The sequence below is a fragment of the Alcanivorax sp. VBW004 genome (assembly GCF_009718865.1).
Lineage (GTDB): Bacteria > Pseudomonadota > Gammaproteobacteria > Pseudomonadales > Alcanivoracaceae > Alcanivorax.
The window spans coordinates 2,362,704-2,381,902 of record NZ_WNHC01000001.1; the positions used below are offsets into that span (position 1 = coordinate 2,362,704).

The 19,199-nt window shown below is 60.4% G+C and carries 13 protein-coding genes and 1 tRNA gene; 6 read left to right on the forward strand and 8 right to left on the reverse strand.

All coding sequences use genetic code 11. The features are described from left to right. Positions 1 to 50: 50 nt before the first annotated feature. The 3 genes from recB to F1529_RS10770 form a co-directional block, all read right to left on the reverse strand. The gene (gene recB, locus F1529_RS10760; protein WP_155134606.1) at positions 51 to 3,647 is read right to left on the reverse strand and encodes an exodeoxyribonuclease V subunit beta; all 3,597 of its coding nucleotides are present in this window, start codon (positions 3,645 to 3,647) and stop codon (positions 51 to 53) included. Then, entirely contained in the window at positions 3,644 to 7,048 is a 3,405-nt protein-coding gene (gene recC / locus F1529_RS10765) for an exodeoxyribonuclease V subunit gamma (RefSeq protein WP_155134610.1), read from the reverse strand. Before recC ends, recB begins: the two co-directional genes overlap by 4 nt. Positions 7,049 to 7,305: 257 nt before the next feature. Further along, positions 7,306 to 8,007, reverse strand: coding sequence for a LysE family translocator (locus F1529_RS10770; RefSeq protein WP_007150010.1), 702 nt, complete (start codon positions 8,005 to 8,007; stop codon positions 7,306 to 7,308). A gap of 155 nt (positions 8,008 to 8,162) precedes the next feature. On the opposite strand from F1529_RS10770, the gene F1529_RS10775 reads away from it, so the two are divergent. Next, positions 8,163 to 9,563, forward strand: a complete 1,401-nt coding sequence (locus tag F1529_RS10775; RefSeq protein WP_007149247.1) for a PLP-dependent aminotransferase family protein — start codon at positions 8,163 to 8,165, stop codon at positions 9,561 to 9,563. A 158-nt stretch (positions 9,564 to 9,721) separates the two neighbouring features. Here the strand turns inward: F1529_RS10775 and F1529_RS10780 are convergent, their stop codons facing one another. Both F1529_RS10780 and F1529_RS10785 read right to left on the reverse strand, forming a co-directional pair. Continuing rightward, positions 9,722 to 10,153, reverse strand: coding sequence for a DUF3332 family protein (locus F1529_RS10780; protein WP_007148671.1), 432 nt, complete (start codon positions 10,151 to 10,153; stop codon positions 9,722 to 9,724). Between the two features lie 230 nt (positions 10,154 to 10,383). Continuing rightward, complete coding sequence (locus F1529_RS10785; RefSeq protein ID WP_196220398.1) at positions 10,384 to 11,775, reverse strand: KamA family radical SAM protein; 1,392 nt, start codon at positions 11,773 to 11,775, stop codon at positions 10,384 to 10,386. Positions 11,776 to 12,143: 368 nt separating this feature from the next. Here F1529_RS10785 and F1529_RS10790 point away from each other — a divergent pair, with 368 nt between their 5' ends. Together F1529_RS10790 and F1529_RS10795 are read left to right on the forward strand one after the other, a co-directional pair. Then, on the forward strand, positions 12,144 to 13,595 hold the full coding sequence (locus F1529_RS10790; RefSeq protein WP_155134617.1) for a phospholipase D-like domain-containing protein: 1,452 nt from the start codon (positions 12,144 to 12,146) through the stop codon (positions 13,593 to 13,595). 215 nt (positions 13,596 to 13,810) lie between these two features. Beyond that, entirely contained in the window at positions 13,811 to 14,566 is a 756-nt protein-coding gene (locus tag F1529_RS10795) for an START domain-containing protein (RefSeq protein WP_230457769.1), read from the forward strand. Here F1529_RS10795 and F1529_RS10800 read toward each other — a convergent pair. From F1529_RS10800 to F1529_RS10810, 3 genes are all read right to left on the reverse strand, one after another. Then, positions 14,523 to 14,699 (reverse strand): PLDc N-terminal domain-containing protein, encoded by a 177-nt coding sequence (locus tag F1529_RS10800; protein ID WP_007149801.1) that lies wholly within the window; start codon positions 14,697 to 14,699, stop codon positions 14,523 to 14,525. The two genes, F1529_RS10795 and F1529_RS10800, sit on opposite strands and share 44 nt — an antisense overlap. An 82-nt stretch (positions 14,700 to 14,781) precedes the next feature. Next, positions 14,782 to 15,993: an MFS transporter gene (locus F1529_RS10805; RefSeq protein WP_155134624.1), complete on the reverse strand. Its 1,212-nt coding sequence runs from the start codon at positions 15,991 to 15,993 to the stop codon at positions 14,782 to 14,784. 114 nt (positions 15,994 to 16,107) lie between these two features. Further along, positions 16,108 to 16,184, reverse strand: a tRNA-Arg gene (locus F1529_RS10810). 742 nt (positions 16,185 to 16,926) lie between these two features. Between F1529_RS10810 and arsS the strand changes: the two genes are divergently transcribed. Genes arsS through F1529_RS10825 form a run of 3 tightly spaced genes read left to right on the forward strand, consistent with a single transcriptional unit; the run spans position 16,927 to position 19,189 of the window. Further along, positions 16,927 to 17,883, forward strand: coding sequence for an arsenosugar biosynthesis radical SAM (seleno)protein ArsS (arsS, locus tag F1529_RS10815; protein ID WP_155134627.1), 957 nt, complete (start codon positions 16,927 to 16,929; stop codon positions 17,881 to 17,883). Next, on the forward strand, positions 17,880 to 18,566 hold the full coding sequence (locus F1529_RS10820) for a TIGR04283 family arsenosugar biosynthesis glycosyltransferase (protein ID WP_155134630.1): 687 nt from the start codon (positions 17,880 to 17,882) through the stop codon (positions 18,564 to 18,566). The genes arsS and F1529_RS10820 overlap by 4 nt, the downstream gene beginning before the upstream one ends. Next, complete coding sequence (locus F1529_RS10825; protein ID WP_370457003.1) at positions 18,563 to 19,189, forward strand: TIGR04282 family arsenosugar biosynthesis glycosyltransferase; 627 nt, start codon at positions 18,563 to 18,565, stop codon at positions 19,187 to 19,189. Before F1529_RS10820 ends, F1529_RS10825 begins: the two co-directional genes overlap by 4 nt. Positions 19,190 to 19,199 lie beyond the last annotated feature (10 nt).

Below are 19,199 nucleotides of genomic sequence, written 5' to 3' on the forward strand. Positions count from 1 at the left end.
GCAGTGGCAGAAGGGCGTGTTCGCGCTTTTAAACTTTGAACTTTCAACTTTTAACTCTCCCTTGCTTCAAACATCACATCAAGCGCTTCAATCAATCCTGTCGCCGGTCTATCAAACACCGTTCCCGCCGCCGGACCTTGCAAGCCGCGCAGAAAGACATAGACGGCGCCGCCCAGGTGCTGGTCGGGATCATAATCCGGCAGGCGGCTTTTCAGCAGGCGGTGCAGGGCCAGCAGGTAGAGTACGTATTGCACTTCGTAGCGTTTTTCCAGCACCGCATCGGTCATGGCATCCAGAGTGTAGGCGCTGTCATCCACGCCCAGCCAGTTGGATTTGTAGTCGAGCACGTAGTGCTTGCCGTCGTGCTCGAACACCAGATCGATAAAGCCCTTGAGCATGCCGTTGAGGGTATCGGCTTCCAGTCGCGGGCGCGGATGCTGTGGATGGATATGCTGGCGGATCAGGGTGTCCATCTCAGCCACTTTCACCTGGTGGGCGGGGAACAGGAATTCCAGTTCCGGCACATAGGTGTGCAGGGTGTTGAGGGCGATCTTATCGTTTTCCAGCGGCAGGCTAGTGGTGACTGCCTGCTTCCACCAGTGGCGGATCACTTCCATAAAATCTTGCCAGCCCCGGGCCTGCAGTTTTTCTTCCACGCTGGTTTCAAACTCGGCGGGGTCGGCCAGGGTTTGCGTGAAGCGCTGGTTGGCGGCCTGCTCCAGCACATCGTGGAGCAGGGTGCCGGGTGCCGCGCCACGGGGGAAGGCGTGGATGGTATCGGGCAGTGGTTCGGCGTCATCGATAACGGTGTCGCCTTGCTGCTCGGCCAGTTGATCACCACGCGGGTCCGCCGGGGCCAGGGTTTCCTGTACCTGTTTGAGGGCACTGTAGCTGGCAATCCACCAGGGTTGCCGTTGTCGCGCCACAGGAATCAGCGGCGTGCGCAGGGTCCGTGCTTGCGCTTTCGGTTGATAGCATTCCGGATTGCTGTCTGGTGCGTTGATGATGGCGACCGCATCATCGGCCACCGGCACCAGCGCAGTGCGCAGGCCGTCGTTGGCTACGCCATTGCCGAACAGCAAACGGCCGATGGCGCTTTTCTCCAGCTGGTTCTGTTTGCCGCGGCCCTTGATGTAGGGTGCGATTCCCAGGGTGCAGGTATGGCAAGCGCGAGTCAGGGCCACGTAGAGCAGACGCATGTCTTCGGCGAGCCGTTCGTGGTCCGCCTTGTTTTCCACCGTCTCGTCCGGTTCCAGCGACACATTGAGATGATCGTTTTCGTGGTAACGCAGCGGCGGCTTGCTCTTGTCCGCCGGGCGGAAGCTGCAGATAAAGGGCAGGTACACCAGCGGGTATTCCAGACCCTTGGATTTGTGGATGGTGATGACTTTGACCCGGTCGTCGTCACTTTCCAGGCGCAGGATACTTTCCTTGCTATTGCCGCGACCTTCCTCAACCGTATCTTCTAGATAACGAATCAATGACTGTTCGCCATCCAGCTGGGTGGCGGCCTGTTGCAACAGTTCCGCCAGATGCAGCAGGTTGGTCAGGGCCCGTTCGCCGTCCAGGCTCTGGCTGAGCCGGGCGGGTACATGAAAATCCATCAGCAGGTTGCGCAACATGGGCAGCACGCCCTGGGTCTGCCATTGCTGGCGATAGCCGTGAAACTGCTCCACGGTTTCTTCCCAGCGCACTTCATCCTGATTGAGGGCATCCAGTTCCGCGTAGGCCAGGTCCAGGACGGCGCAGGCCAGGGCGCTGCGTACCCGGGTGTCGGATTCCGGAGTGGCGCAGGCGTGCAGGATCAGCAGCAGGTCGTGCGCTTCGGGCTGGGCAAACACGGAGTCCTGATCGGACAGATAGACGCTGCGTACCTCGCGTTCCATCAGCGCATCGCGGATGGCTTTGGCTTCGGTGCGATCGCGTACCAGGATGGCAATATCGTTGGGGTGCAGGGGCCGGAAGCGGTCGGCTTTCCGGAAGCCGGTGACGCCTTTTACGGCACCGTTAAGCAGATGGGCAATTTCACTGGCGCAACGTGCCGCCTGCTCATCGCGGTACTGGCCGGCGCTCACCGGTTTTTCCTGCTCGTCCACCCACAGGGTAATGCCGGATTTTTCGTTGTTGTCGACTAACAGAACGTCCTTGCGACCGTTGGCCTGTACCGCTTCAAAGGGAATGGCGTTATCCATCATGAACACATCGCCAAAGGTATTCTGGCTGTAGCTGAACAGATGGTTCACGGCGTGGACCATGGCGTCGGCGCTGCGGAAGTTTTTGTCCAGGGTGTAGTGGTTGCCTTCGGTGGCCCGGCGGGCTTTCAGGTAGGTAAAGACATCGGCGCCACGGAACGCATAGATGGCCTGCTTGGGGTCACCGATCATGAACCAGCCAGTGCCTTCTTGCCCTTCATAGAGTGCGGAAAAGATCCCGTACTGAGTCGGGTCGGTATCCTGGAATTCGTCGATCAATGCCACCGGGAACTGGTCGCGGATGACTTGTGCCAGACGCTCACCGTTGCCGCCTTTCAAGGCATCGTGCAGGCGGCTGAGCATATCGTCGAAGCCCATGGTGGCGGTCTGGCGACGGACCTGATCCACGCGCCGGTCGATCCAGGCGGCGGCATGGGCGAGCAGGTCGGTGCGGGGTAATTGTGTGTTTGCCCGGCCTTCCATGACCGCATCCAGCTGCTGGCAGAAGGCAAAGCCCGGCCGATGCGCCTGCCCGGCCTTGGTGAGCCTCATGCCCTCATGGGAAAACTTCGCCAGGGTGTCGTAGGCCTTGCCGTTCAATCGTTCGCCGTTGGCATAGCGCTGCAGGGTCTGCAGCATGCCGGGCAGGCTGGTGGTGCGGTAGCTGTTGCCGTTGAGCCACTTGTTATCGCGGGCAGCGCGCACCCATTCGAGAAACTCCGGCAGTTCGTCCGCCAGTTGCTGGCGGGCTTGTTGATCCTTGTCTGCCTGCGGGCCGGTTTGGGTGAGCCAGTGTGTGACGCTTTGCGGTAGTTCTTCCGGGTCGGCTTCTTTCAAACCGAGCAGGGGGCGGCAGGCCTCCAGCAGCGCATCCGGGTTGCCCAGGTTGTCGCTTTGCAGGGCATTGGCGGCGCTCACCGGGAATTTACTAATGATGGTGCGCCAGTAATCCCGCGCTGCCATTTGTTGTTCGTCGCTGGCGTCTTCCTGCAATTCCAGGCTGAACAGGCTGCCGGAATCGAAGGCGTGCTGTTTGAGCATGCGGTTGCAGAAACCGTGGATGGTGTAGATGGCGGCTTCGTCCATCCACTGGGCGGCGGCGTCCAGGCGCTGGGCGCAGCGGGCGCGGTCGTCCGGGGCACTATAGTCGTTAAGCAGTTCTGCCAGTACCGGGTCGTCGGCTTCGGCGTTGCCATCGGCAAAAATGCGGGCAGCATCAGCGAGCCGATCGCGGATACGTTCACGCAGTTCTTCGGTGGCCGCTTCGGTAAAAGTCACCACCAGAATTTCTGGTGGTAGCAGCGGACGTGAAAACCCGTTTTCGTCTCCATGACCCAGCACCAGACGCAGATAGAGGGCGGCCAGAGTAAAGGTCTTGCCGGTGCCGGCACTGGCTTCGATCAGCCGGGTGCCGTGCAGCGGGAAAGTGATCGGAAGCGGACGTTCAATGTTCATGCGTCATCTCCCGGTTCACGCCATTGAGCATGCTGGTAGAGCGGGGCATAGAGTTGTTCGGTCCAGTAGGCGAAGGCGCTTTGGTCGCCGTGGCGAACCGCGAGCAGGGTGTCGAAGTCGGCCCAGGCGCGGGCAATGGCCGGTTCCTTTTCCTGTTCGCCGGTGTGCATGAAACCGGATTCGAACACCTTGCGGGCTTCGCTTTCCCCCCGCTCTTTTTCTTCCCCTTTCAGCCAGGCGAAGGCGGTGGCGCAGGCCACGGGCAGCGGTTCGCACAGGGCCTGCTGCCAGGCATGACCCAGTTGGTCCAGGCATTGCTGGGCGTCGTTGCGGTTCAGGTGGGGCAGGGTGATGCGGCCATCCTGTCCCTGGATGTGGGTGGTCAGCGGATGCCCGGCGGCGCAGGCGGCCAGGTGCAGGGTCCAGTCCCGCGTGAGTTTGTCGAAGCGTTCTTTCAGCTTGCCGGTGTGCAGTACCAGCCGTTGGGCATTCGCAGCGGAGCCGCGCAAATCCGTGAGCCAGTCTTCGATCTGCAAAGGGCCGGCGTTGAGGCGGATTTCCTGTTGCGGTTGCGGTGTGCCGCACTCGGCGAGCAGGGCAAAGTACTGCTCCAGTGGCTGCGACAGGGGCATCAGCAGGCTGTCACGGCTGCCCTCGTCAAAGGGCGCCAGGGGCAGGTCGCCGCTGCCGGCCAGGCGATCCAGAGTGTGGGTCATGGCGTCGCCGGCATGCTCGGGGCCGGCGCGCAGGGCTTCACTGAGCAACTGGTCCTGTAACTGGAAACGTTGCAGGCCGTCGAAGGAAAAGGGTTCGCTGTCGTCCAGGACCTGGCGTTGCTGTTTCAGGCGAGCTTTCAGCCGTTGCTCGAAAAAGTGCGCCACGGGTTGTTTGAGAAAGCGGCCCAAAGCGGCGCAGGTAATCGGCTCGTCGTTTTCCAGTGGCGGCAGGGGTTGGTCATTGCTGACCTTGTGCGCCTGGCCATTGTGGAGGGCGCGCCATTCGTTGGCGTAGGTGTGTAGTGACGTATCGGGGACCGCATCCTGGTCGCTGTGGAAAAAATAGCGGGCGCTGAACGGTTGCAGCGGGTGCGCCACGGTGAGGGCATCCACCGGTTCGCCCAGGTCTGTGTGCCAGCGCTGGTTGATGTGGTCGCGCAGTTGCGCCACCAGCACCGAGGGCGGACGTTCGCTGTTGTCGCGCACGTTGCGACCGGTCCAGCTGATATAGAGGCTGTCGCGGGCGCTGAGCACGGCTTCCAGAAACAGGTAACGATCGTCGTCACGGCGGGAACGGTCGCCGGGGCGGTAGTTCCCCCATTGCCGCATCAGGTCGAAATCCATGGGCTGTTGCTGACGGGGGTAGTCGCCGTCCTTCATGCCCAGCAGGCAGACATGGCGGAAGGGAATGGCGCGCATGGGCATCAGGGTGCAGACGTTGATGCGCCCGGCCATGAATCGTTGCGACAGGCTTTCCGCATTCAGAGCATCGAGCAGGGGGCGGCGGGCCACAGTGAGTGGCAGGGGGCTGTCGAAGTCGGCCTCGGCACAGGCGGCCAGCCAGTCGTTGAGGGCGTCGCGCAGGCCTGCGTCCAGGGTCTGGTCTGCTTCGTCCCCGGGGGCGAACAGGTCATCCAGCAATTGGGTGAAGCGTTGTTGCCACTGTCGGGCGCTGGCGTCTGTACGGCTTTGCTGCCAGTGCTGCTCCAGGGTGTCGAGCAGGCGGGACAGACGCCCGGCCATCTCCGCGCCCAGGCCGGCCACTTCGTCCAGCGGCTCGATGCCCATCCAGGCCGGGCCGTCGCCGAGCAGGTAGCCGGCCAGCATCCGTTTCAGGCCGAAGGCCCAGCTGTTCTGCTCGAAGCCGGGCACGTCCAGGGTCTTGCGTTGTGGGCTGTTCAGGCCCCAGCGAATGCGCGCCTGGTCGATCCAGCGGGCCAGTTGCGGCAGGTCGCCTTCGTCGATGCCGAAGCGCTCGCGCACCGCGGGCACATCCAGCAGGTCGAGAATATCGGTGGCGGTGAAGCGCCATTGCGGCAGGTGCAGCAAGGATTCTACTGCCTGGGCCAGCGGCGAGGCGGCGCCGGCACTGCGGTCGCTGAGGGTGTAGGGCAGGTAGCGTGGATCGTCCCGTTCCAGTCGGCCGAATACCGCATCAATGTGCGGCGCGTAGGCTTCGATGTCCGGCACCATCACGATCACGTCGCGGGGCTGCAGGGTAGGATCGTTGCTGAAACGGTCCAGCAGTTCATCCTGAAGGATTTCCACTTCACGCTGGGCGCTGTGGCCGATACGGAACTGAAGAGAGCTGTCCACTTCCAGGGGCGGGCGTCGGTCCGGTGCGGGCAGGGGCTCCAGATCGAGAATGTCCTGCTGTAATTGTTGCAACAGGGTGTGCGGTTCGCGGTTTTCAAACAGATCGATCTGGTTCTGGAAGGCGCTGCGATAACTGTCCGGGTCGTCGTGGTCGTAGAGCAGACCAATAAAGTCCCGGCCCTGTTTGCCCCAGGCGGCCAGCAGTGGATTGACCCGGTTTTCCGGCAGGGCGGTCAGGTGGCGTTTGCGGTTGTCCAGCTGGCGGCGCAGTAGTTGTTTGTCTTCGACGATATCCGCCCAGTAATGCTGGCAGGGGTTTTGTACCAGCATCAGGATCTGGCAATGCTGGCTGAGCGCGGCCAGGGCTTCCAGGGCCTGCTGGGGCAGGGCGCTGATACCGAAGATGATCAGCCGGCGTGGTAGCCCCGGCGGTGGCGTGCCCTGTTCCTGTTGTTGAGTGAGTGCAGCCATGAAATCCCGGTGGATGGCGCTGCGGCTGAGGCCTTGTTTGCTGTCATCCATGTCCGCCAGCAAGGCACGCCACAAGTGCGCTTGCCATAACTGACTGGCGGGAAAGTCATCGAAGGCGTCGCGATCCTGGGCCTTGCGCAGGCGGTCGTTGCTGCTTTCCCAATCTGCCAGCCAGTCCGCCCGATACATCTGATAGGCATCGAACAGATCCGCCAGCCGTTCGGCCAGCTGATGGCGTTTGCGGCCATCCACGTCGTCGGCGAGAAAATGGCGCAGGGGGCCAAAGTGCTCGTTGTTCAGCAAGGCAGGCAGCAGCCGGTACAGGCGCCATAGCAAGCGGGACTTGTCGAAGGGTGAGGTGCGCGGCACCTGGTCTTCACCGAGCACGGTGCGGTAGGCGCCCCACAGGAACCGGGCGGGCATCTGGAACTGGAAACCGGCACTGATACCCAGGGCATCCGCCAGTTGCAGTTTCAGCCATTGGGCCATGCCGTTGGACTGCACCAGAAAGGTTTCCGTTTCCAGTGGTGGCAGTGGCTCACGCTGCAGCCAGTCCGCCACCAGCTCGGTGAGGGTTTCCAGACGGTTGCCGTGCAGCACCATCAGCCCGTTTTGCATGGACATTCCTTGCGCGAAATTGCGTTTGTGCGAAAGGGCCTAGCCTAAGGGAGAAGCGATTGCCGCGCTACAACAGCTAGCCACATCTGGTGCAAAGGAGGGGATGCTAAAGGAGGGAGGTAGCCAGATTGTGTTGTGGGGAAATAATTGGGTGGCAGGGGCGAGTGACGAGAAGCGAGTCTCGAAAAGCAAAAACCATTCTTCGGTTGAAGGTTTTGACTTTCGCAACTCGCTCCTCGCCACTCGCTACTGAATCGCTACAGCACGCTCATCCACCAGTTAAGCCGTTCGCGCTTTTGCGGCTGTGGTTTTTCCTGCTGCTCTTGCGCTGGCGGGGTGTCGGCTTCACTGGCCTGGCTGGGCTGAATGCCGAAGGTCGGATACAGCGATGCCACCAGCAGCATCGCCATGGCTCGGTTAAAGGCGCGCAGACGCTGCCCCTGATGCAGCCAGTTCTTCAGCACCGCGCCAAACAGGTTCCAGCTGCTGATCAGCGGTAATCCGACAATCAGGAAGGTGCCAGCAATGATTGCTGCGCTAAGGGTAAAGTTCTGCGGCTGGGTAAAGGTGGCCACACCGGTGAGAATCATCATCCAAGCCTTGGGGTTTACCCACTGAAACAGGGCCGCCTGCATGAAGGTCAGCGGTTTGGCGTTGTAGCGATTGCTTTTCAGGTTGCGGGTGCGCACCAGTTGCCAGGCCAGATACAACAGATACAAGGCACCGCCCACACGCAGTGCGGTAACGGCTTGTGGGAAGCGGGTTAGTAGCTGACCGAGCCCCAGCGCTACGCACAGCAGTATTACCTGACAGCCGATGGCGATGCCCAGAATGTGCGGCAAGGAACGGCGGAAACCTGCGTTGGCACCGGATGCCATCAGCATCAGGTTGTTGGGGCCGGGGGTGCCGGTCATCACGGCGACAAAGCCGATAAGTGCCACAAACTGTTCCGTCGACATGGCAGTGATCCTTCTTTTCTGAAGATGGTTCAACAGACTAGGTGGACAGCGCAGGTCAATACAGATATAAAAAAATTAAATTGGAGCGGTACAGATTATGTGAATAGCCATCTGTACCGCTTTTTTTGCAAAAAACTGTACCGGTAACAGGCCTTATGACCCTCTATCAAAGTCTGGCTGATCGTTTGCAGGGGCTGATCAGTGATCAGGTATACCCGGTGGGTAGCCGTCTGCCCGGCGTGCGGGTGCTGGCGGAACAGCAACAGGTCAGCGTGTCCACGGCGGTGAATGCGTGCCGGGAGCTGGAACAGCGCGGTGTGCTGGAGGCGCGCCCCCGCTCGGGGTATTACGTCCGGCAGCCGCCGGTGCTGCGCGAGCCTCCCAGGGTGGCGACGGCCAGCCGTAAACCTCGCAAGATCACCGGGCAGGAACAGGTTCTGCAGATGCTGCAGAACGTGAACAACCCGGCGGTGGTCAATCTCGGCGCGGCGGTGCCGGCGCCGGAATTTATGCCGGTGGCGGCCATGGAGCGGGTTTTTCATGGTGTGTTGCGTGAGCAACGGCGTCGTTGTGTGGGGTATGAATTCCCGCCCGGGGCACCGGAGTTGCGCACCCAGATCGCCCGTCGATTGGCGGGCATGCAATGCGCGGTGGCACCGGAAGAGGTGCTGATTACCAATAGCTGCCAGGAATCCGTGGCGATTGCCCTGAAGCTCACGACGCGCCCCGGCGATACCGTGGCGATTGAGTCGCCCACGTATTACGGCCTGCTGCAGGTGATCGAATCTTTGGGGTTGAAGGCATTGGAGATTCCCACCGACCCGGAGCAAGGGATCTCGCTGGAGGCGTTAACACTGGCCCTGGAGCGCTGGCCGGTGGCCGCCTGTGTGGTGGTGCCGAATTTTTCCAATCCGTTGGGCGTGTGTTTGTCTGATGCCCGCAAGCGGGCCCTGCTGACGTTGCTGGGCCGTTATCAGGTGCCCCTGGTTGAAGATGATATCTATGGAGATCTGCCGCTTTCCGGACCTCGTCCCCGGCCCATCAAAAGCTGGGATGATGACGGCCTGGTGTACTACTGCGCTTCATCGTCAAAAACCTTGTCTGCCGGGTTGCGGGTGGGCTGGCTGGTGTCGCCACCGGCGCAGCAGGAACGCGCAGAATATCTGCAGTTCATCAATACCGTTTCGGTGAATACGCCGGGGCAACTGGCCTTGGCAAAGTATCTGGAAACCGGGCGTTATGACCGTTTTCTTCGCCAGTTGTGCGGAGATCATGCATTGGGGGTGGCAAGAATGACGGAGCGGGTCACCCAGCTTTTTCCCCGGCAAACCCGGGTCAGCCGTCCGGCCGGCGGGTTCGTTCTGTGGGTAGAGTTGCCCGACGACGTGGACACCACAGAGTTGATGGCGGCCGCGCTGGAAAAGGGCGTCAGCTTTGCGCCGGGGATTTTGTTTTCCGCGTCCGGGAAATTCAGCAATTGCCTGCGGCTCAATTGTGCCGTGAAGTGGGATAACCGGGTGGAGCAGGCACTGGTGACGCTGTCGAGGTTGTTGTAACGGCGGAATGGAATGCTACTTTGTCGTTACGAGTTACGAGTTACGAGTTACGAGAAGCGAGAAGCGAGAAGCGAGAAGCGAGAAGATAAAACCGGTTTTGCATTTCGCTTCTCGCAACTCGGATTCTTATGCCTTCGGCGACGTCGCCCGGGTTTGGCTTACATCATCACCGAGCCAAGCACTTCGCGCTTGTCGTCCTGCACTTTGATGACCTGCCCGCCTTCCTTGATCAGGGTATAACGTTCCTGCGTAGCGATGACCGAGATGGAACCATCGGCGTTATAGGTCAGTTCAGCTTCATTGCCCAACCCGTCGGTCACGGTCTCGGTGGTGCCAGCCACCTTGGCGCCTTCCTTGCTGATCGGGTTGGTGCCAGTCCAGAACTCGATGGAGTTAAAAATGATGATATCGCCCAGCAACGACAGGCCGTAAACGGGAATCCACCAGAAGGCAAAGGAAATACCCTGGTTGACGAATTTGTTGTTGGTGGCGTCGGCGTTCCAGTCCTGCACGGTATCGAACAGGGCATTCTGGCCAAGGCAGCCAGTCAGCAGAGCGGCGACAGATACGCTGGTGATGATCTTTTTCATCGGACTCTCCTCGGGTTTGGGTGAGTTCATTATTACTGCCATTCAGCCACGAGGAAAAGAGGGGAAGCAGGGACAGTGAATAATTAATCGTTAATAACGACGCGATTTAAGTGTCGTGTTGTTGTAAACGCAAGAGGCCGCACCCGTACTCCGGGCGCGGCCTCTTGCATTTAAAGTTAACAACGCTCTCGCGCCGTTATTAATTATCCACTATTAATTATTAATTGGCGTTACTCGCTTTCCATCTCTGCCAGCTCGTCTTCAAAGAAGAACTTGTCTTCACCGAAGGCCGGTTCCAGGTGATTCAGCCAGGTGGCGTCTTCGTTGTACTTGGCGAAGAAGGGGCGCTGCACCCAGTCGTGGTTGCGGCCCTGAATGAAGCGCAGGGCGAACACTTTCTCGCCGTTGATCTCGGTAACCCCCTGGATTTCCACCTTGCCCGGGTGGCTGGACATGCTCGGGCCTCGCGCGGTGCGGGCGATGCCGGATACCTGTTTCATGGCGTCGCGATAGATTTCCCAGGCCTTGGCCAGGGGCACTTCAAAGTAATGGCGGGCGCCGGTGTCGCGTTCCACAAACATGTAGTAAGGGATGATGCCCAGCTCGACCTGGGTCTGCCACAGGCGCGCCCAGTCGTCGGCGTTGTCGTTGATGTGTGCCAGCAGCGGGCCCTGGGCGCGAATCACCGCGCCGGTGGCGCGTACCCGCTTCACCGCTTCACGGGCGATGTCGGTTTCCAGTTCCTGCCAGTGGTTGTAGTGCGCCATCAGCGCCAGGTGTTTGCCGCTGGCGATCACTTCCTCGAACAGGTCCAGCAGGTCCTGGGCGTCGGCATCGGATACCACGCGTTGGGGCCAGAAGGTGAGTGCCTTGGAGCCGATGCGGATGGTGCGAATTTGTTCCAGTTCCAGCAGCGGCTCGATATGAGCCCGCAGGTTCTTGGTTTTCATTACCAGCGGGTCGCCACCGGTGATCAGCACATCGGAAATTTCCGGGTGGGCCTGAATGTATTTCTTCAGCTGGCCGGCTTCCTTGGTGGCGATTTTCAGGTCGTTATCACCGATGAACTGGGCCCAGCGGAAGCAGAAGGTGCAGTAGCTGTGACAGACCTGGCCCTGGCTGGGAAAAAACAGCACAGTCTCGTTGTACTTGTGCTGCACGCCATCGATCTTCTCGCCGTCCACTTCCGGCATGTTGTGTTCCATCTGCCCGGCGGGGTGCGGGTTTAGCGCTTCACGTACTTCGGCGATGGTGGCCTTGATTTCGGCCTTGTCGCCGCCGCGCATGGCCTCGGCCACTTTGTCGAAGTGTTCCGGAGCCAGCATGCCTTTCTGCGGGAAGGTGAGCTGGTAGATGGGGTCATTGGGGACATTGTCCCAGTTGATCAACTCATTGATGACGTATTCATTGACCCGAAACGGCAGCACATTGGCTACCACGTCCATGGCAAAGCGGGTCTCGTCGTCCAGGCGTTTGAGCGGCTCGATCTTGTCGAGCTGGCGGGCCGTGTAGACCTTGAACCGGCGGGGTTCGTCGTAGCCGTGTTCAAATGATTGAGCCAGCTTGTCGGTGCTCTCGCGAGTGTCCTGGTGCAGCGGAATAACCGTATTGGTTTCGGGCATGGTATCGCTCCTCATCATGCGCCGGCATGACGATAACGCCGTCAACACCGGTACACTGGTTGCCTAAACCAGCGGAATTAGTCGTTACTACTGATGGCCAGCGGCGGCTGGCGCTGAGTCGGGCTTGTCTGGCCCGTTTAACGTGCGTCGGCAAGGCGACGCAGAGGACTTGGAACGGATCGCCCCCCAGCCTGATCGGGGAGGAGAGTGGTCATTTGCTGCACGCTGTTTAATAGGCGCCAGCCGACCAGTGTTCCAAAAGAGAGCGTATTCTAGGGAAGCGGCGCTCAAAGCGCAAAGCCCGGCGGATGCGGGCCTCGCCGGTTATGCTATCGTTGAGCGGATACCCGCTTCAGAGACGGAACTGAATGCCTTTGGATGTCACTTACTGGACCGCTGAAATTGACGCCTTACTGACGATGCTGGACCCCTATTGGCCCTATATGGCGGCGGCCATCAGTATCGGGTTGGCGGTGACGGTGACGGTGCATGTCGCTCAGAATAAGCAGGATGCCCGTGCGGCGGCGGCCTGGACCGGGCTGGTCTGGCTGGTGCCGGTGCTGGGTGCGCTGCTCTATTACATCCTGGGCGTCAATCGTATTCGCCGGCGGGCACGTCAGCTGACCGGTGGCCTGATTGACAGCAATGATGGCTGGCGCGTTGCAGCCGAGCCGGAACCGGACCTGAAACACTTGAAAGTCCTCAGTCGCCTGGTGGGGCGGCTGACCCACTTGCCACTCACCGACGGCAACCGTATTACCCTGCTGGATGCCCCCGGCGCCTACCAGGCCATGTTAGACGCCATCGACAATGCCAATGAAAGCATTTATCTGGCCACCTATATTTTCGGCAACGATGCCGCCGGTAAACCGCTGGCCGATGCGCTCTCTTCGGCAGTGGCCCGTGGGGTCAAGGTGCGGGTGTTGGTGGACGGCGTCGGCGCGCTGTATTCCCTGCCGTCGGTGGTCTGGCGCCTGCGCCGTGGCAAGGTGCCGGTAGAGCGTTTTCTGTATTCCCTGGCCCCCTGGCGTATGCCGTACCTGAACCTGCGCAATCATCGTAAATTCATGGTGGTGGACCGCCGTTATGGCTTTACCGGTGGCATGAACATCCGCGCCGGCTATATACAACAACCGCCGAAGATTACCGACCTGCATGCCGGCATCGAAGGGCCGGTGGTGGGGCAGTTATTGCGCAGCTTTGCCGCAGACTGGTATTTCACCAGCGGTGAGTTGCTGGACACCAGTTACCGCGGCCCGGCCTGGCTGGGCGGTGTGCAGTCCCGGGGCATCAGTGCCGGCCCGGATGCGGATTTCGACAAGCGTCGCATGACGCTGCTGGCGGCCATTGGCAGCGCTGAATCCCGTATTCGCATCGTCACCCCGTATTTCGTGCCCGACCTGACCTTGCTGGCCACCCTGCAACTGGCGCTGCTGAAAGGGGTGCGGGTACAGATTGTGGTGCCCCGCAAGAACAACCTGCGCCTGGTGCACTGGGCCAGCCTGCATGCCCTGCGCTGGCTGGTCGCCGAAGGGGCTGAGCTCTATCTGTCGCCGCCGCCATTTGATCACAGCAAGGTGATGACGGTGGATCAGCACTGGGTCATGTTGGGGTCGGGTAACTGGGATGCGCGCAGCCTGCGGCTGAATTTCGAGTTTGACCTGGAGTGTTACGGGGAGGCGCTGGCGGAGCAGATTGATGAAGCGCTGGATGAGCGGATTGCGCTTTCGCAACGGCTGGATCAGGCCGGCTTCCGGCAAATGGCGCCCTGGCGGCGGGTGCGCAATGCACTGGCGCACATGATGGAGCCTTATCTGTAGGCACGCAGGGACGGTGTGGCGATGGGGTAGAGTTGAGCCGCAATGGCAAAATGCCATTATTTGTGTGGTCTTGATCACGGTCTCCCGGTTTCAAGGGATACATCGGCCGAACTCTTGGTTATAAAGTAGCCGGTTAAACAGGGTGTTTAATCGCCACCCAATACGGAACATTGCGTAACAGCGCGGACGTTGCGCGCAACACTGTCAGGACGATGATGATAAAAAAACTGACAACACTGCTATTGCTGGTGCTGGTAGCCATGCCGGCCCTGGCCAGCGATGGGGAATGGGTGCTGGTGACCGACCGGGACGGCATTCAGGTATTCCGCCAGGATGACGTGGACTCACGCCTGAAAACCTTCCGGGGCGTGGCCGATCTGCAGGTGAACGACTTTAACGCCATCGGCGCCTTGCTGGATGATTACGACGCGGTGGCGTCGTTTATGCACATGGTGTCGGAAATCCGTGACCTGAAACGTAACTCCCCCTATCAACGGGACGTCTACGTGACGACACGCCTGCCGTGGCCGGTGAAAGACCGAGATGCCCCCCTGCGGGTGACCTTTTATCAGGAGCCGGACACGCTGGATCTGGTGATGCCCTTTGCGTTGCATGCAGCGGCTTACCCGGAGCAGGCGCACTATGTACGCATGCCGCAAATGGAAGGGTATTACCGGTTTTCCCCAGGCGAGGCGGGCAAGGTGCAGGTGACCATCGAAGTGGTGCTGGATCCGGGTGGCGCATTGCCGGCCTGGTTGGCCAACATCATTCTTCGGGATATTCCGTATTTCTCGCTACGCCGCTTGCAGCGCGTGATCAATCAGCCTCGTTTCCAGGGCATTGCCCACGGTTACTACCAGACGCCGGGCGCCTGGCAGCAAGCCGGTGAGGTTCGTGAAGTGGCCGATGCCTCCCGTGAAGCCAAGGCTAGCGCTTCAGGGGGGAGCCCGGCCCCATCAGAGCCCAGATAATCAGGCCGATCAGCGGCACAATCAGCACCAATAGCACCCACAGCACCTTGGCGCCGGTCTCTGCGGACGATTGGATAATCATTACGATGGCGTAAATCGCCACGGCCAGTTGTAACAGTCCCAGTAATTTCATCGACATTCCCTTTTTGTCCGACGTGAAACCTTAATCTAGAGGACTTGGGCGAAGCGGTAAATCACCGGGGTGTAAAACCCGGTCAACTTTCCTGACGATGGAGTTGCTGGCGGCGCGTTCCGACCAGCATCAAGCCGCTATAGAGCAGAGCCACCACTGCCAGGCCGGCCCCCAGCAGAACAACACCCCACCAGCCCTGGTGCTCGTAGGCAGCGGCAGACGCCAGTGAACCGGAGGCGCCCCCCAGGAAATACACAAACATGTAGCCGGAGTTGAGCCGGTTGCGGGCGCTTTCATCCAGCGAAAACACCATGTTCATATTGGTGATGTGCACGGCCTGAAGCGCCAGATCCAGCAGCACGATCCCGGCGAGCAGTGCAATAAGCGAGGTGCCGCCCAGCCCCAGTAACCCCCAGGACAGCAGCAGGATAACGATGCCAATGATCGTCAGCCGCTGGCCGTGGCCACGGTCGGCCAGCACGCCGGCGTGGCGGGCCGACAGGGCGCCCGCTGCCCCGGCCAGGCCAAACAGGCCGATGGTGGCATCGTTGTAGCCCCAGGGTTCGGCGGACAACAGGAAGGCCAGGGATGTCCACAGCACGCTGAACATGGCAAAGCCCAGAAAGCCGAGAACGGAGCGCTGGCGATACATCTTGTACCGCAGAAACAATCCAGCGATGGAGGTAATCAGCTGACCATAGTGCAGCGAGGCGGGCTGGTGGTAGCGGGGCAGCAAGCGCCACAGGGCCAGCGTATTGAGCAACATCAACGCAGCGGCCACCCAGTAGACGGTATGCCAGTCGCCCAGGGAGGACAGGGCTCCCGCCACGGTGCGTGCCAGCAGAATGCCCAGCAACAGCCCGCTCATCACCGTGCCCACCACCTTGCCGCGGGTTTCCAGTGGCGCCAGCGTGGCGGCAAACGGCACCAGCACCTGTGCCACCACCGAAAATGCCCCGGTGATGGCGGTGCCCGCCAACAGCATCGGCAACGAACGGGCACTGGCGCTGATCAGCAACCCGACCATGGCCAGCAGCATCATGATCACAATCAAGCGGCGCCGCTCGACCAGATCACCGAGTGGCACCAGCAGAATCAGCCCCACGGCGTAGCTGGCCTGGGCGGTCGTCACAATGATGCCGGCCTTGGCGTAACTCAGGCTGAGTTGATCTGCGATGGTGTGCAGCAGCGGCTGGGCGTAATAGTTGCTGGCCACTACCAGACCGGTCGTGGTGGCCATCAGCAACACGAGAAGCGGGCTAAGTGGCGAAGAGGAAGGGGTGTCGTGGGTCATGCGGAATCCTGGTGTCCGTGCGCGGCGACAGTGTCTGGCAAAGGGGAAGGGGGAGCCAGAGTAGTTAGCTGATCGGATTGATAGAAAAAGGTGATGCAGACAAAAACGGAAAGATGGTGCCCCGGAGACGATTCGAACGTCCGACCTAGCGCTTAGGAGGCGCTTGCTCTATCCAACTGAGCTACCGGGGCTGAAGCAGTGACGATTGTAAGGACTTTTAGTCGTGGTGCCAGTTTCCGGGGAGCAAGCGGCTATTTTGTCGGCGCTTACTCGCCCTGCGGGCGCCGGCGAAGCGGCGGTATCCGCATCGCGTTCGTTCGGCCAAAGCACGCTTTGGAAAGCCCCGACCTCACCCAACTGAGCTACCGGGGCATTATTACGCGGGCAGATTGTACGGAGTTTTGTTCTTGGTGCCAGTTTTAGGCCGCCAAGGGGCTACTCCTGTGGGGCCAATCCTGAGCCCGGAGGTTTTCCGTAGGTCGAATTAGGCCGAAGGCCGTAATCCGACACGGCAAGGTGTCGCCTCTGTGTCGGATTACGCCTTTCAGGCTAATCCGACCTACGAAACTGAGCTACCGGGACTTTAAAGGGGGGTAATTGTAAGGACTTTTGGTTGTGGTGCCAGCCCTGGAATAGCACGTGGCTATTATTAAACCGGCCATTGAATACGTTGGATCATGCTTCTTCTGTGCTGTAGGAGCGCCGCTCGCGGCGCGATCGACAAGGTTGGGATCGCGCTGCGAGCGGCGCTCCTACAGCAAGAACCATGCTGGCACTGCCTTTATATCCTTGCTACGGCATCGCCGCAAACAAGAGCGCCATTACTAGCACGGCATCCTGGGACGGCCCCTATATCGCCGGCCACTTTCACGTAACGTTTGCGACAAGCCTGCATCCAATTGATAGCATTAAGGAAATTGAAACAGGTGAAATATGCAGGACACCCACGATTTATTGGTGCGCAGCAGCACGGATTTTCCGCCACTGCGTCGCCATGCCACTTCCGTGTTGCAGGTAAACCTGGGTTATCTGTGCAACCTGAGTTGTGTGCACTGCCATGTGAATGCCGGCCCCACCCGCACCGAGCTGATGGACAAGGCCACCATCGACCTGATTCTTCAGGTCATCCGCAAGCGGGATATCAAGGTGATCGACCTGACCGGCGGCGCGCCGGAGATGAATCCCCACTTTCGCTACCTGGTGCGCGAATGCCATGCACTCGGTGTGGAGGTCATCGACCGCTGTAATCTCACCATTCTGCTCGAGCCGGGCTACGAAGATTTGCCACAGTTTTTGGCTGACCACGACGTACATGTGGTCGCGTCTCTGCCCTGTTATTCCGAAGAGAACGTGAACAAGCAGCGGGGCAAGGGCGTGTTTCAGGGCAGCCTTGAAGCCATTCGCCGCCTGAACGAGAAAGGCTACGGGGACGACAAGGTGCTGGACCTTGTTTATAACCCCACTGGCGCGTCGCTGCCGCCTCCCCAGGCGTCTCTGGAGGCTGACTACAAGCGTGAATTGATGACGCATTTCGGTTTGCGCTTCAATCATCTGCTGACGATTACCAACATGCCTATCAGTCGTTTCGGTGCGGTGTTGCTGGCCCACGATCAGTTCAACGATTACATGCAGCTGCTGCGCGACAGCTACAATCGCGAGACCCTGCCGGCCTTGATGTGCCGCTCCATGGTAAGCGTGGATTATCAGGGTTATCTCTACGATTGTGATTTCAACCAGATGCTGGACATGCCACAAGGTCACCATGAGGGCCATCAGCATTTGTCGAGCTTGCTGAAAGACGACATTGAGGGCGAGCCGATTTATGTGGCCGATCACTGCTTTGGTTGCACGGCGGGCGCAGGAAGCAGCTGTGGTGGCTCGCTGGAATGAGCCGCGTCAGTGTCATCGTACCGGTGCTCAATGAGGCGGACACTCTGGCCGAGTCGCTGACAAGGCTACGCACGGCGCTGGCGGACGATGATGAGTTGATAGTGGTAGACGGCGGCAGTGTCGATCACAGCATCGATATTGCCCGGCAACTTGCCGATACGGTGCTCACCAGTGATCAGGGGCGCAGCCTTCAGATGAATACCGGCGCGGTATGCGCACGGGGCGTATGGCTCTGGTTCATCCATGCGGACACGGTGTTCAATGCCCGCCATCGCGAGGCGCTGGGTAGCCTGGCCAGTCGCACCCTGTGGGGGCGTTTTGATGTTCGGCTGAGCCAGCCCCGGCCGCTGTTTCGCGTTATCGCGTTCATGATGAATTGGCGTTCGCGCCTTACCGGGATCGCCACCGGCGATCAGGCCCTGTTTGTGCGCCGGGATGTGTTTCGTGAACAGGGCGGGTTTCCCGAGCAGCCATTGATGGAAGATATTGCCCTGTCGCGCCGCTTGCGTGCCCTGGCGCGCCCGGCGTGCCTGCGCCCGCCGGTGATCACCAGCAGCCGGCGCTGGGAGCGCCACGGTGCCTGGCGCACCATCTGGCTGATGTGGTCCCTGCGCTTTCGTTACTGGCGCGGGGCCAACCCTGAAGCGTTGCACCGGGAGTATTACCGGGGGGATGCCGGGTGAACGACGAGCCCTTGCTGATCATTTTCGCCCGCGCCCTGCACGCCGGTCAGGTGAAAACCCGCCTGATCCCTGCTTTCGGGGCCGATGGCGCCCTGCAGATTTATCGGCAGCTACTGTGGCAGACGTTTGCTGCCGCAGAGGCGTTTCCCGGTGAGGTGCAGCTGTGGCTCGACAAGCCGGATGCGCAGTTGCAGCAGGAGGCAGCGGCACGGGGTTGGTCCAGTTTTTTGCAGGAAGGTGAGGATCTGGGGGAACGCATGGCTGGCGCGTTATCACAGGGCTTGTGCCACGCTTCCCGGGTTTTGCTCATCGGCAGCGATTGCCTGCTGCTGGATCGGCCTTATTTCGAGCAGGCGCTGGATGCGCTGGGGCACACCCCTGTGGTGTTCGGCGCCAGTGAAGACGGTGGCTATGTGCTGCTGGGCAGCAGCCGGGCAGCGTTCTGGTCCTCTGGGCGTTTTCGGGGCGTGCGCTTCGGTGGTCCCCATGCGTTACAGGACAGCCGGGCCTGTTTTGCCCCGGAGCAAACCGGGGTGTTGGCGCCCCTGTGGGATGTGGATGAGCCGGGCGATGTGGCACGGGCCCGTTCATCCGGACTTTTACCGTCTGTCACTTTTTCCTGATTTGACGGGT